The following is a 12,716-nucleotide window of genomic DNA, read 5'->3' as shown; positions in this document are numbered from 1 at the left end:
TATGGCATTCGTTCATTCATCATGAAGGTATTTAGTCATAAACATTTGCTCAAGGCTCAGTGGGTGAATGTATGGCTTGGTTCTTATCAAAATAATGGGAGGGGAAATACCATGCTTAAAGGAAAACGGTTATTACTTATTTTGGTGTCAATTTGTGTTGCTTCTTTATTAATGATGGCAGGGTGTACAAGACAAGAATCTGCTTCATCAGGGGCTCCTGCGCAAAAGGGCAAGGCTATTAAAATTGGTCTCAGCATGGATGATTTAAAATTAGAAAGATGGCAGCATGACAGAGATCTCTTTACCGAAAAAGCTAAAGAACTGGGGGCTGAAGTGGTTGTCCAATCTGCAAATGGCGATGATCAGACGCAGTTCTCACAATGTGAAAATCTTATTTCCCAGGGCATCAATGTATTGGTTATCATTCCGCATAATGGCGAGGCGATGGCTCCTATTATTGAACAGGCTCATAAAGCAGGGATTAAAGTGTTGTCCTATGACCGTTTGATTACAAACTCAGATGTTGATTATTACATTTCATTCGACAACATTAAAGTCGGCGAAATACAGGCGCAAGCCATTGCACAACTTAAACCTAAGGGGAATTATTTCATGATGGGCGGCTCGCCTACTGACAATAATGCCAAAATGCTTCGTCAAGGGCAAATGAATGTTTTGAAACCGCTGATTGATAAAGGCGATATCAATGTAGTGGGCGATCAATGGGCGAAAGATTGGCTGCCTGAAGAAGCGCTAAAGATTATGGAAAATGCACTGACAGCTAACAATAATAAAATTGATGCTGTAGTTGCTTCCAACGATAGTACTGCTGGGGGAGCTGTTCAAGCATTGGCGGCGCAGGGGTTGGATGGAAAGGTGCCAATTTCCGGTCAAGATGCGGAACTGGCGGCTTGCCAGAGAATCGTGGAAGGCAAACAGACGATGACTGTTTACAAACCGATTAAAAGTATTGCTACGAGAGCCGCCGAAGCTGCAGTTCAGATTGCCAAAGGGGAAGTAGTCAAAACGGACGGTGTAGTCAACAACGGGGCTAAAGATGTTCAGTCCATTCTTCTTACACCGATTGCCGTTGATATGAAAAATATGGTCGACACTGTTATCAAAGATGGTTATAACAAATTAGAAGATGTATTTAAAAACGTTCCCAAAGACAAATGGCCTAAAATGTAACTCAAATGGCAGGTGATAGGATATTTTTCCCTCACCTGCTCAATTTGAATATGAGGGGATAAGAATGAGCGATTATATTTTGGAGATGAAGGGGATTGTCAAGGAGTTTTCTGGCGTCCGAGCGCTGAACAATGTTTCTTTCCAAGTAAAAAGAGGGGAAATTCATGCCTTGTGCGGTGAAAATGGCGCTGGTAAATCAACATTAATGAAAGTGCTAAGCGGTGTATATGTCAATGGTACTTATCAAGGGGAGATTATTTTTAATCAGAAGCAATTGGTGATTCGAAATATCACGGATGCTGAGCAGGCAGGCATAGCTATTATTCATCAGGAAATGGCGCTGTTTAAAGAATTACCAGTATATGAAAATATTTTTATGGGGAATGAATTGCAATCCAAAGGGATTATCAACATGCCAGCTATGCTGGCTAAAACACAGGAACTCCTGAATGAAATGAAATTAGATATTAGTCCTTATACGATCATAAAACAACTAGGCACAGGACAGCAGCAACTTGTCGAGATCGCAAAAGCTTTAGCCAAACATGCCACATTGCTTATTTTAGATGAACCTACGGCTTCGCTTTCCGAAGGGGAAGTGGAGATCCTTGTTAATATATTGGGGCGGCTAAAACAAAAAGGCGTTACTTGTATTTATATATCCCACAAGCTAGATGAGGTCTTTCGGTTTGCAGATGCGGTCACGGTGATTCGTGACGGCCAGTCTATCGGGTCAGAACGAGTTGAGAATGTAACGAAAGATGATATTGTGAGGATGATGGTGGGACGTGAAATCACCGATCTTTATCCGAAAGAGAGTCATGTAACGGATGAGAAAGTTTTTTATGTTAAAGACTTTACTTTATATGATGCCAGTGAACCGGATAAAAAATTGGTTGATAACGTTAGCTTTCATTTGAATCGTGGGGAAGTCTTGGGAATCGCTGGTTTGGTCGGGGCAGGCCGCACAGAACTGGTATCCGCTATTTATGGTTTTCATGCTGGTAAACATAGCGGAGAAGTCTATTTAAATGGGGAAAAATTAATTATTAATCATCCTAAAGATGCATTAGATCATGGTATTGCTATGGTACCGGAGGACCGTAAGCGTCATGGTATCATAGAATTGATGTCAGTTAAACAGAACATGACATTAGCTAATATCGAAAATTATCGTTCAAGATTTGATGGAATAGATAATTGTAAGGAACTAACAAATGTCAATACTTATATGAAGAAGTTAAGAATTAAAGCGCCAAGTTTAGATGCTATTCTTAAGAACCTGAGCGGTGGCAATCAACAAAAGGTTGTTTTGGCAAAATATTTGTTGCGCAAGTTAACAGTGCTTATTTTGGATGAACCGACTCGAGGAATTGATGTTGGAGCTAAATATGAAATCTATAATCTCATTAATCAATTAGCAGCTGAAGGGATCGCTATTATTATGATATCGTCCGATTTACCGGAGGTATTAGGTATGGCTGACCGAATATTGGTCATGAACGAGGGGCGTATTAGAGGGGAATTCATTAATAAAAATCTTGATCAGGAACAAATAATGCATTGTGCTATAGGGGGGGCTACTGCGTGACTGCAAAGATGGAAACAAGCAATGGAATAGCAGTGAATAAAAAGAATTCGCTTACATCCCTGTTTAACTTTAACATCAAAACGTACACTATGATTTTGGCACTAATCTCCATTTGGGTTCTTTTTAGTGTAGCGACAAATGGAGACTTTTTAACTTCTAGAAATTTGTCTAATCTATTTCGACAAATGTCAATAACAGGTGTTTTATCTATCGGAATGGTTTTTGTAATTATTGCGGGGCATATCGATCTTTCCGTAGGGTCCTTTATGGGGTTATTAGGTGGTATAGTTGCAGTTCTCAATGTATGGTTCCACGTCAATGGGATTGTCGCAATGGGCATAACCTTGATGATTGGTTTAATAATTGGTGTATTGAATGGTTGGCTGATTGCTTATAAAAAAATACCGTCTTTTATCGTTACTTTGGGTGGCATGCTGGTTTTTCGAGGAATTCTTATCGGTATGACCAAGGGAACTACTGTAGCTTCTCTGACTCCCGATATTCGATTTGTTGGGAATGCTTATTTAATAGATGGTATTGGAATATTTTTGGGGATCATTGCTATTGCTGCTATCGTATATACCACTATGAGCGGCAGAAAATTGCGGGCTCAGTACGGTTTGGCGGTACCATCGGTTTCGGTGGAAGGAATAAAAATTGCGTTTTGTGCGGCTTTGATCATTTTATTCATTAGTATTTTAAATTCTTATCAAGGGTTCCCGGTTCCGGTGCTGATACTTGCCTTATTAGCAGTGGTATTTTCCTACATATTAAATAAAACTGTTTTTGGTCGCAGAGTCTATGCCTTGGGGGGGAATTCCGAAGCAGCAACATTATCTGGGATTCACGTCAAAAAAATGACGATGACCTTGTTTGCCATCAGTGGGGTATTAGTGGCTATTGCTGCAATTTTGCTGTGTTCTAGGTTAAATGCCGCTTCAGTTGCAGCCGGGCAAAATGCTGAAATGGATGCGATTGCGGCATGCGTTATTGGTGGCGCAAGCTTAATGGGTGGTGTGGGCAGTGTAGGCGGAGCTCTTGTCGGAGCTTTGGTCATGGCTAGTCTAGACAATGGAATGAGTATGTTAAATATTGAAAACTTCTGGCAGCTTATTGTTAAAGGTTCGATCTTGGTTTTTGCCGTATGGGTGGATATTGCTACAAAAAACAAAAAATGAATACATCCCTGCGGAAAATCAGTTCTACTGCAAGCCGTTTTATTTACTATCTGGAGAACTTGAAATTGTTAAATGAAGTATTAATTGTAAATCTGAAAATTTAAAGTGTATTATAAGGAGGGTGAAAAATGATCCAGGTTTCCAAACAAGAATTCGGAACGACGATACAAGGTACCGAGGTATTTCTTTATACGCTGACAAACAAGAATAAAATGAGCGTGAGCGTTTCGACATTTGGCGGTACGATTGTATCTGTAAAGGTGCCAGACAGAGACGGGATTCTTATCGATGTTGTTTTAGGATATGATGATCTCGCAAGCTATGAAACGCAAGATAAATATATCGGTGCTCTCATCGGACGCTGCGGCAATCGAATTGCCAAAGGCCAATTTAAATTAAACGGCAAAAAATATCAACTATATTGTAACGATGGAAACAATCATTTACACGGCGGTAAAATTGGCTTTGATAAAAAAGTTTGGGATGCGGAAACGACAGAAACTGGATTAAAACTTACTTATATTAGTCCTGACGGTGAAGAAGGTTATCCGGGAACCCTTACTGTGCATGTTACTTATACATTATCCGATGACAATCGGTTATCCATTGATTACGTTGCAACGAGCGATGCCGATACAGTATGTAATCTTACCAATCACACTTATTTCAATTTATCAGGCTATGACAGTGGTACTATCGTAGATCAAAAAATTCAACTCTTTGCAGATTGTTATACTGTTGCCGATCAAGAATCTCTCCCGAACGGGGAAATTGTTTCTGTAGAAAATACGCCGCTTGATTTGAGGCAGCCGACGAGAATAGGTGACAATATTGATAGTAGCTTTGAACAAATTCAATTTGCCGGCGGATTCGACCATAATTGGGCTATTAACGATTATGATGGCACATTAAAACAAGCGGCCTGGGCTTATGCCGAAAGTTCAGGCATCACATTAATTGCAGCAACGACGTTACCCGGTATTCAATTCTATAGCGGAAATTATTTAGATGGCGCTTCTGCTGGAAAAAAAGGTGCAACTATTTACAAAAGATGCGGATTCTGTTTAGAAAGCCAATACTTTCCGAATGCATTAGAAAATCCGAATTTTCTTCAGCCCGTTTTAGAAAAGGGAAAAGTATATCATGCTGAAACAACGTATCAGTTTGGAATAAAATAGGCAGTATCATTAACAGAGGGCTAAAAAATAAATAATTTGAATGATAAAGGAGAGTAAATAGCATGAACAATATTCCAGAAGTAAAGCTGGGAATCATTTCCGTAAGCCGTGATTGTTTTATTATTTCCCTATCGGAAAATAGAAGAAAGGCTATTGTCGAAAGCTATACAAAAACGCAGGGAAAAATTTTTGAAGCAAGAACAACCGTGGAAAATGAAAATGATATGCTGAAAGCCGTACAGGAAGTGAAAGATGCCGATTGCAATGCACTTGTTGTATTCTTAGGAAACTTTGGACCTGAAACACCTGAGACTTTAATTGCAAAGAATTTTGAAGGCCCCGTTATGTACGTTGCAGCAGCTGAAGAAAGCGGTAAAGATTTAATCAATGGTAGAGGCGATGCGTATTGCGGCGTATTGAACTGTTCTTATAATTTAGGACTCCGTAAATTAAAAGCGTTTATTCCTGAATACCCTGTAGGTACAGCGGACGAAATTGCTCATATGATCGAAGACTTTCTCCCTGTAGCACGTACATTAATCGGTCTCTCCAGCTTGAAAATCATCACCTTCGGCCCGCGTCCGCAAGATTTTTTTGCTTGTAATGCACCGATTCAACCACTTTATGATCTTGATATCGAGGTTCAGGAAAACTCCGAACTCGATCTTTTGATTTCCTATAAAGAACACGCTGGCGACCCGAGAATCCCCGATGTTGTAAAAGACATGGCAGATGAATTGGGTGCCGGGAACAAATATCCTGATCTTCTCCCTCGTATGGCGCAATATGAACTAACGTTAATCGACTGGGCTGAAAAAAATAAAGGTGCAAGTAAATATGTAGCCTTTGCCAACAAATGCTGGCCTGCCTTTCCGAATAAATTCGGATTCGAACCGTGTTATGTAAACAGTCGTCTTGTTTCCAATGGTATTCCTGTTGCCTGTGAGGTCGACATCTACGGTGCATTAAGTGAGTATATCGGTATGTGTGTAAGCAATGATACGGTAACCCTTCTGGATATAAACAATTCCGTTCCGAAAGATGTGTTTGATGAAAATATCGCCGGAAAATTTAACTATACATTAAAAGATACATTTATGGGTTTTCATTGCGGGAATACACCGCTGTGCAAACTTGCCAAAGGGGCAGTAAAGTATCAATTGATTCAAAACAGACTGCTTGAAGACGGGGGAGTTCCCGACATTACGAGAGGAACGTTAGAAGGCGATATAGCCGCAGGAAAAATTACTTTCTTCCGTCTGCAAAGTACGGCAAATGCCAAACTTACTTCTTACATTGCACAAGGGGAAGTTCTGCCTGTTCCCACAGGCTCATTTGGTGGAATCGGTATTTTTGCAATTCCTGAAATGGGACGGTTCTACCGTCATGTTTTAATTGAAAAACGTTATCCCCATCACGGTGCAGTCGCATTTGGTCATTATGGTAAAGCATTATTTGCTGTGTTCCAATATTTGGGAATTAAAGATATTGCTTTTAACCAACCTAAAGGGTTGTTATATAAAACGGAAAACCCATTTGCATAATACTTATCGCAGCCCGTGCGTTTTCTAATATCAAAAGGACTGAACCTCTTTCGATGGCTCAGTCCTTTTTTATGCACTTTCTCATTACTATCCTACAGCTTTTATTTTAATATTATCGAGTTTCTCTTTACATAGAGTTTTACCGACGTATTGTGCTAAATCAATTACCCGGCAGGAGTAGGCCCATTCGTTATCGTACCATGCAAGAATTTTGGCTGTTCGTTTAGCAACAACTAATGTGGATAGGGCATCTACGATAGCTGAGTGTTTATTACCTAAAAAGTCAATTGAAACGAGAGGCTTATCACAGTATTCGATAATACCCAACATAGAGCCCTCGGCGGCAGTACGTAAAGCGTTGTTAATCTTATCAACGGTAATGTCTTGTTCTAGTTCAACAACCAAATCAACTAAGGAGACATCGGGAACTGGAACACGTACGGAAACTCCGTTTAACTTTCCTTTTAACTCAGGTATTACAAGGCCGATTGCTTTCGCGGCACCCGTAGTTGTCGGAACTATCGACTGCATACAGCTTCTGGAGCGGCGTGGATCTTTATGGCTATTGTCTAAGCTGCGTTGATCCGTTGTAAAGGCATGAACCGTTGACATTAAGCCATTAACAATTCCAAAATTACCATGAATCACTTTGACAATAGGAGCTAAGCAGTTTGTTGTACAAGATGCATTCGATATAACTTTATGGAATTGTGAATTATAAGTAGTTTCGTTAACTCCCATAACAATTGTAGGGGTGGAGTCTTTCGCAGGTGCTGAAATGATAACCTTTTTAGCACCATTTCTCAGGTGAACTTCACAATCTTTACTGGAATTGAATTTTCCTGTAGCTTCAATGACGATGTCGACACCGAGCTTTCCCCATGGAAGGTTAGCGGGATTGCGGTCGGAAATCATTTTTATGGGCTGCCCATCAATGATGATTTGATCTTCTGTTGCTTCGACTTTGTTGTTGAGTTTACCATGTATTGAATCATATTCTATAAGGTGAGCTGAGGAAAAGCTATCTGACGTACTGTTAATGGCAACAACTTGTATATTTTTATTTTGTAATGCCGCTCTAAGACACATTCTTCCGATGCGGCCAAAGCCGTTAATTCCTACTTTTGTTATCATATTTTCTTCCTTTCTTAAATGGTATATGCTGCTTATCAATAGTAAGACTAATAGTGTAGCATTTAATGTAATTAGTATACCATAATAGTAATAAATAGAAAATATGATGACAGCACTTTTTTTATTTCCTGTAATTAATGGTGATTAGATATCTAATGATAATAAAATTAGAAAAAATGTTATTTCTTACCTATTGGCGAGAAGTATATTCTTTTTCTGCACTAACAATGCAAAGACTGTAGTGTTATACTTGAGCCCGATGATTTGATTCATCAGGCTCTCTTTGTATTAGTGGAATTGAGGATATTTATGAAATTCAGTTGCCCGGGGGAATAGTGGCCAGCAGGTCGGCATGGGCTTCAAGGAATTGGTGTTTGGAAATTGTTTTGCTAGTTAGATATTGTGAAAAGTATTCCCAGGATTGCACTTCATCTAGGACACAATGATCAAGATGAACATAGCTGAAAACTTTCTTTTTTACATGCTCTGATCCAAATAAGCGCAGTGAGGCAATATTGATAGTTTTAGGGTGGGGATATATATTAAATTTAACCCGGTTGTAATCATAGCCATGTTCGCTTAAGGAAGCCATGGCTTTTGCTGAAATTCGGAGCAGAAAATCGAATAGCTGCTGATTGTCTACTGCTTGATCTAAGCGGCACCAGAGATGATATCCTCGTCCGCTCTCAATAACCAGCGGTTCTATAGCATATTTCTGCAAATGCTGCTTCAGGAGGGTTACGGTGGGCTTCATTTCCGGGATGAGGGCCATGTTGTTAATCTTGCAATTATTATCTAAATTGAAGCAAAAAGTATTGTTGGCAAGTTCATTAAAATACAGGCAAATATTATGGATTTTGTTTACATGCCCCTGCAAAAGTTGATTCATGCGATGTTGGGGGACATTGAGGAGACGGTATTTATGGACTAAATTCGTTGCCAATTCACCGTATTCCAGGGTGATACCTTCCGATATCAGTTTATCTAAAAATGGAAAACCATGACTCATTAGTTCTAACTTTAGTTTATTTGTTTGCATGGTACTATAAAAATTTTTTAATAATGCTACTCTTGTATCCACTGTTTCACCTCATCGAAGGTATAAAATCCTTTAGCAGCGTTTTGAGGAATGGATGTATGTTTTTCCATGATGGGATAGTAGACATTAACCCCATATTGTTCGCCATACAAGATGTTAAAATCTGCATCATCAATTAAATGAGGTATTTCCCATAGGTTGCAAAAAACGATTTTATTTAAGGCTGTGAATAAATAATCATAAGGAATCTCATTGGCTTTTAACCATTTTTCGGTGTAAGCACTGGACATTCGTAAATCCCGATGGGTACAAATAACAATTTTCCAGTTATTTTCTTTTAGCCATTGCATAAATTGGATACCATCTGGTTTGGCAGTAGCCAGTTGGTGGCACTGTTCATGGATACGGTAACGCAAATAAGAAAATTCGGTTGTTAGTAGCGTGCTTTCAGGGATAACATTATGTCTTATATCGAGGAGGTATTTGTCGAATCTTTCTTTGGGCAGACCATAAGAGTCATTATAGCAAAAGATAGTATTTTGCAGCGTATCAGAGAAGTTATTCAATGTATCATCAAGATCAACGGCAATAGTTTTTATAGAGATCTACTCCTTTAACAGAAAGTACAAGCTTAGTGCATTTTCTTAGGTGAATTCGCGTAGATGTTCTGAAATCCTGCATTTGTTTTTCTTAGGGCCTAATTTGTAAAGAACATCCTGAGAAAATTCCGAGCGGAACTTTCTCAGGATGTTCTCATTTTTTCTATGGAGAAGGAAAATCCCACATGCTTATTGGGAAACAGTTATTTATTTTAAGGAAGTTTTTGGTTTAGGCCTCATGCAGGGGAACATTATTATGAGGTTGAATAAACTCTATCGTAGAGAACTCAAATGACAGTGTGTTAAGTAATGATCTTTCAAGTAACTTTTTGTCACTAGTTAGGGATGGTGTTAGTAAATGGGTATTCCACTGCATAAGTTAATTGGAGAAGAGTCGCAATTTTCAAGGGAGCATCGGATTCTTAACATCGTATTATTTTTTGGTGTTATTATCGCTATATGGAGTGCCATTACCAATTATCTGCTTGGATTAGATTTATTATTAGTGCTCACTTGTCTCATCAGCGGTGCAGTCCTGTCCGGTCTTCACTATCTTTCTGTTGTAAAGAAACAATATAGGTTTTGTATTTCGACGTTAATTATTTCATCCTTTATTATTATACCTGCGGCATGGATTTTTAATGGAGGAATTTCAGGAAGTATTCCATTCTATATTATATTGTTTTCATTGATGGGAGCGACTGTACTCTCAGGTATTAAAAGAGTTGCCTTCATTAGCCTTTTTATCATTATATCTTGTAGTCTTGTTTATTTGGAATATAAATACCCATTTATTATCATTGGCTATTCTAGTAAGGCCGAAAGATATATTGACATTCTCATTGGGCTGGTAACTATCATTATAGCGAATGTTGTAGTATATGTTGTAATTTTGAATTATTATCGAAAGGAACATGAACAAGCAAAGAAATATTTGGAAAAAAGCCGACAAGTACAGGAAAATTTACTGTATTTAAGTTACCACGATGCCATGACAGGCCTTTATAATCGGACGTATTTTGAAAAATTGATTACAGATTTAGAAGGCAAAATAGCCTGTGAATTTGGCGTGTTTGCAGTAGATATAGATGGATTAAAATTTGTTAATGATACTTTTGGCCACGAACAAGGCGACTCCATGTTGGTTCGTACCGCGAAAGTTCTTCAAGCGTCATTTCGAGTGGAGGACATTATTGCAAGAATCGGCGGCGATGAATTTGCCATTATTGTGAAAGGAATTTCTATGGATGATATGGAGGATTTATATAAGTGCATTCGCGATAATATTCAGACTGAAAATGCGAAAAATTCTGAGTCTGTCATTCCTCTGCAGATGTCGTCAGGCTATGCCTATTCTGCTGGTGTCGATAAATCCCTACGCAAGTTGTTGCGTGAAGCCGATGATAAAATGTATCGGGAAAAATTGTACCATCAGGCCGGAACGGAAGGTTCTATCATACAAACTGTCAAAAAAATGTTATTGGCGCGAGATTATGATACGGGAGTTCATGGCGATAGGTTGAAAAACATCATAGCATGCTTTGCCATAGCGGCAGGCCTGCCAGAGTCAAAGCTGGCTGATATTCAATTATTCGCTGAATTCCATGATGTAGGGAAAATCGGTATTTCGGACCGTATTCTGCATAAGCCAGGGCCTTTGGACCAAGATGAGCGAGAACAAATCCAGCGCCACTGTGAGATTGGTTACCGGATTGCTCAGACATCAACCGAACTGATGCCTATTGCAGATTGGATATTAAAGCATCATGAGTGGTGGAACGGTGAAGGGTATCCTTTAGAAATCAAAGGGGAACAAATTCCCATCGAATGTCGTATTGTAGCCATAGCTGATTCCTATGATGCTATGACAAGTGACCGTCCTTATCGTAAATCCTTAGGCCATGAAGATGCAATAAAGGAGCTTGTGAGGTGTGCAGGAACTCAATTTGATCCTGAGTTAGTTAAGATATTTACCAGAGTCAATAAAGATTTTTACTGTAGAGACAACCCATTACGTAAATGCAATTGAGCGGGTGTACCCATTGAATCGATTTAATTAAGTACAATGGAATGGCAGTGGTTAACAAAAGCTTCAAGAGTAGTGAACTCTTGAAGCTTTTGTGATTCATCGGAATATTGTCATGTCATAATGAGAGCATATAAATGGGAATGACTATGGCTGAGGCAAGTGTCGTGATGGCTGTAAGCGTGGCGGCATATTTTGTGTCCGCCTCATGCACCTTGGCAATAATCGTTACTTGAGTCATGGCCGGTAGAGCCGCTTGAATGACAAATACTTTTTTCATCAATAGGGGGAGCGGAATAAAAGAAGCAACAAACAAAACGGATAAGGGAGATACAATAAATCTTCCAATTAAAATAGCAATGACTTCTTTATCAAAACGAATATCTTTCATTTTGACCCCATAGATGACAATGCCGATAAAAATTAGTGAAAGAGGTGTTGTCATATTGCCGAGATATTTTGTGGTATTTATTATAAAATCCGGCAGCGGAATTCCTAACAAAACGATTGTTAAGGCAAATAATAACCCTAAAAAGGGCGGGGAAAAAATATGTTGCAGCGTGCTGAGACTGATAAATTTCACATCGGAAATATTGCCATCCTTTCCAATCCAGTAATTTCCGATTGTCCAAAAAAAGAGGGTATTGATAAAAAAGTATAACATTACATAGGGAGTACTGCTATCGCCAAATAAAGCCAAATTGACGGGAAGTCCAATAAAAACGGTATTGGAACAAAAAAATACCGTACAGAAAACACCTTTGCGTTGCGCAGGTATTTTTAATATTTTAGCGATAGCGAAGCCAATCATGCAACATAGCATCATTGAAGAAAAAGGGACAGCTAATCCATAGAGCAGGGATAGTAGTTTTTCTTTGTCAAAAGTGCTTGTTAGATTCCATAACATATAGGTTGGTAGTGCTACGTAATTTACCAGCTTGGGAATAAATTTTGAATTCTCTTCGTTAAACCACCGTTTCATTGTAAGAAAATATCCTACCATAACGATAATAATAATACTGAATATACCTTCCAGTGCATGAAAGAAAACCATATTTATTTTCACTTCCTATGATCCGAATCAATCTTTTATTGTGACTTATTGATAATAAAGGCTAGCTATTAGTTTGTAATGTGCAAATAACTATTGAAACTTACTGTTTTATTATAACTCGCATGGTTATAAATATAAAATATCTAAAATAGATGTTATAATAAATATTATTTTCTGCTATA

10 protein-coding genes are annotated in these 12,716 nt (G+C 38.7%); 6 read left to right on the top strand and 4 right to left on the bottom strand.

Translation table 11 applies throughout. The features are described from left to right. Positions 1 to 111: 111 nt before the first annotated feature. The 5 genes from xylF to Ga0466249_RS07685 all read left to right on the top strand — a co-directional run bounded on the left by xylF (position 112) and on the right by Ga0466249_RS07685 (position 6,682). On the top strand, positions 112 to 1,191 hold the full coding sequence (gene xylF / locus Ga0466249_RS07705) for a D-xylose ABC transporter substrate-binding protein (protein WP_215828877.1): 1,080 nt from the start codon (positions 112 to 114) through the stop codon (positions 1,189 to 1,191). Positions 1,192 to 1,255: 64 nt separating this feature from the next. Further along, complete coding sequence (locus Ga0466249_RS07700; RefSeq protein WP_215828876.1) at positions 1,256 to 2,782, top strand: xylose ABC transporter ATP-binding protein; 1,527 nt, start codon at positions 1,256 to 1,258, stop codon at positions 2,780 to 2,782. Beyond that, positions 2,779 to 3,960 (top strand): sugar ABC transporter permease, encoded by a 1,182-nt coding sequence (locus Ga0466249_RS07695; protein WP_312889729.1) that lies wholly within the window; start codon positions 2,779 to 2,781, stop codon positions 3,958 to 3,960. The genes Ga0466249_RS07700 and Ga0466249_RS07695 overlap by 4 nt, the downstream gene beginning before the upstream one ends. A gap of 128 nt (positions 3,961 to 4,088) precedes the next feature. Next, entirely contained in the window at positions 4,089 to 5,138 is a 1,050-nt protein-coding gene (locus Ga0466249_RS07690; protein WP_215828875.1) for an aldose epimerase family protein, read from the top strand. A gap of 62 nt (positions 5,139 to 5,200) precedes the next feature. Continuing rightward, positions 5,201 to 6,682, top strand: coding sequence for an L-fucose/L-arabinose isomerase family protein (locus Ga0466249_RS07685; RefSeq protein WP_215828874.1), 1,482 nt, complete (start codon positions 5,201 to 5,203; stop codon positions 6,680 to 6,682). 87 nt (positions 6,683 to 6,769) lie between these two features. Here the strand turns inward: Ga0466249_RS07685 and gap are convergent, their stop codons facing one another. The 3 genes from gap to Ga0466249_RS07670 form a co-directional block, all read right to left on the bottom strand. Beyond that, on the bottom strand, positions 6,770 to 7,816 hold the full coding sequence (gap, locus tag Ga0466249_RS07680) for a type I glyceraldehyde-3-phosphate dehydrogenase (RefSeq protein ID WP_215828873.1): 1,047 nt from the start codon (positions 7,814 to 7,816) through the stop codon (positions 6,770 to 6,772). A 316-nt stretch (positions 7,817 to 8,132) separates the two neighbouring features. Further along, positions 8,133 to 8,897, bottom strand: coding sequence for a hypothetical protein (locus tag Ga0466249_RS07675; protein WP_215828872.1), 765 nt, complete (start codon positions 8,895 to 8,897; stop codon positions 8,133 to 8,135). Next, entirely contained in the window at positions 8,882 to 9,421 is a 540-nt protein-coding gene (locus tag Ga0466249_RS07670) for a hypothetical protein (protein ID WP_215828871.1), read from the bottom strand. The genes Ga0466249_RS07675 and Ga0466249_RS07670 overlap by 16 nt, the downstream gene beginning before the upstream one ends. Before the next feature lie 391 nt (positions 9,422 to 9,812). On the opposite strand from Ga0466249_RS07670, the gene Ga0466249_RS07665 reads away from it, so the two are divergent. Next, a complete protein-coding gene (locus tag Ga0466249_RS07665) occupies positions 9,813 to 11,483 on the top strand; it encodes a bifunctional diguanylate cyclase/phosphohydrolase (protein ID WP_215828870.1) in 1,671 nt (556 codons plus the stop codon). A gap of 115 nt (positions 11,484 to 11,598) precedes the next feature. On the opposite strand, the gene Ga0466249_RS07660 is transcribed toward Ga0466249_RS07665, so the two are convergent. Then, complete coding sequence (locus Ga0466249_RS07660) at positions 11,599 to 12,534, bottom strand: AEC family transporter (RefSeq protein ID WP_215828869.1); 936 nt, start codon at positions 12,532 to 12,534, stop codon at positions 11,599 to 11,601. Between the last annotated feature and the right edge of the window lie 182 nt (positions 12,535 to 12,716).

Source organism: Pelorhabdus rhamnosifermentans (assembly GCF_018835585.1).
In the GTDB taxonomy this organism is placed as follows: Bacteria; Bacillota; Negativicutes; order UMGS1260; family UMGS1260; genus Pelorhabdus; species Pelorhabdus rhamnosifermentans.
This window is presented reverse-complemented; position numbering and strand designations above follow the sequence as displayed.